The following is a 1339-nucleotide window of genomic DNA, read 5'->3' as shown; positions in this document are numbered from 1 at the left end:
CAACAATAAAATTCACAAAAGAGGAAATCCCATTCCTTGAAGAGTGTTTGAAGCAGCTGAAGGGGGAAGCGGACTGATCCAAAAGATGAAAGGAACCATCTGCAAAGTTAGAGGATACCACAAGATAAACGATTCCAATACGTGCGCCACATGCGGGCGCACACGAAAAAAATTCAAATGGTGGGAGCTGATATGAAAATGATTAAAAGAGAAGTAGTTTCACAGTATGGCGGCATGGTGAAGCGGGTACAGGAAGAAGAGTTTGTAACGCACAATGATAAATCGCTTATCCAGGAAACGCGAACGCTGTTCATCATGGGGCTTCCTGTGAAGTCAAAGACTACTTTGCGGCCGGCGGGTCTGAGAGATAGCATCAGAATGTCTTGGGGTGCTGTCTGATGATTAAAGCGGTGAAAAATAGCGGGATGACGTGGATAGATTTAGTGCGGAAATACTTTCCCGATGCGAACGATAAGCAATGTGATTTTATATTGTGGGAAAAAACTGCATACCCTTTAGTGCCTGCGGAAACTATTGAAAATCAGTTACGGGAATACCGAACAATCATGTTTGCAGATAGAAGGAGTAACCGGATCAATAAGGAGGATGCTGAATGAAAGCACTTCTACGTGAAATAGGTTTTATCGTCTTTATCAGCTTGATTCAAGGGCTGACGGTCGGGGTTGCTGCTTATATCATTCTGACTTTTTGGGAGGTTGCTAAATGATCAATTACGCAAACAGAGGAAAGGGCCTTCAGCTACTTGTAAACCAAACAAACGCCGTATATAAGCATAAGGGCTGGGCGCTAGTGGACGAAGTAGCAACGCCAACAAAGAATATACGCGGCCGGATCGTGTACGAGAAGAAAAGCACCGTTGACTATGTAGGGATAGCCCAGGGGCGTGGAATCGCGTTTGATGCGAAGGCAACACAAATAAACACACGGTTTGAATTGAAGAACGTCCATGATCACCAAGTCGAATACCTTAAACGGTTCATGGATCAAGGCGGCATATCATTCCTATTAATTGAATTTTCAAAATTGAGGGAATTTTACTTTGTGAGAATGCCGTTTTTCCTGAAGTATTGGGAAGCAGCCAAAGACAACGGCCCGAAGTCGATTCCATACCAGGACATCTATCTTAATTGCGATCCAATCAGAACAAGGCGGGGCGTTCCCCTTGATTACCTAGAATTATGCTTTCAGAATGTCGAAAAAAGTAAAGATTTGTCGAAAATAGGGGGCTGAGAAGATGGCGCGGCGTGTAGTTCAGTGGGAGGCAACTAATTATGATCGCGAAGAGCTGCAAGTCATTACGGTTTTTGAAGAAGGCATG

Annotated in this window: 2 protein-coding genes; both read left to right on the top strand. The window is 44.1% G+C overall.

The annotated features are described in order from the left end of the window. Window positions 1-141 precede the first annotated feature (141 nt). Entirely contained in the window at window positions 142-399 is a 258-nt protein-coding gene (locus ACFU9E_RS35515) for a hypothetical protein (RefSeq protein ID WP_380715712.1), read from the top strand. A 324-nt stretch (window positions 400-723) separates the two neighbouring features. Continuing rightward, complete coding sequence (locus ACFU9E_RS35510; protein WP_213377478.1) at window positions 724-1251, top strand: Holliday junction resolvase RecU; 528 nt, start codon at window positions 724-726, stop codon at window positions 1249-1251. Window positions 1252-1339 lie beyond the last annotated feature (88 nt).

Origin of the sequence: Kitasatospora sp. NPDC057595, assembly GCF_042800875.1 — a bacterium.
Taxonomy (GTDB): domain Bacteria; phylum Actinomycetota; class Actinomycetes; order Streptomycetales; family Streptomycetaceae; genus Kitasatospora.
This window is presented reverse-complemented; position numbering and strand designations above follow the sequence as displayed.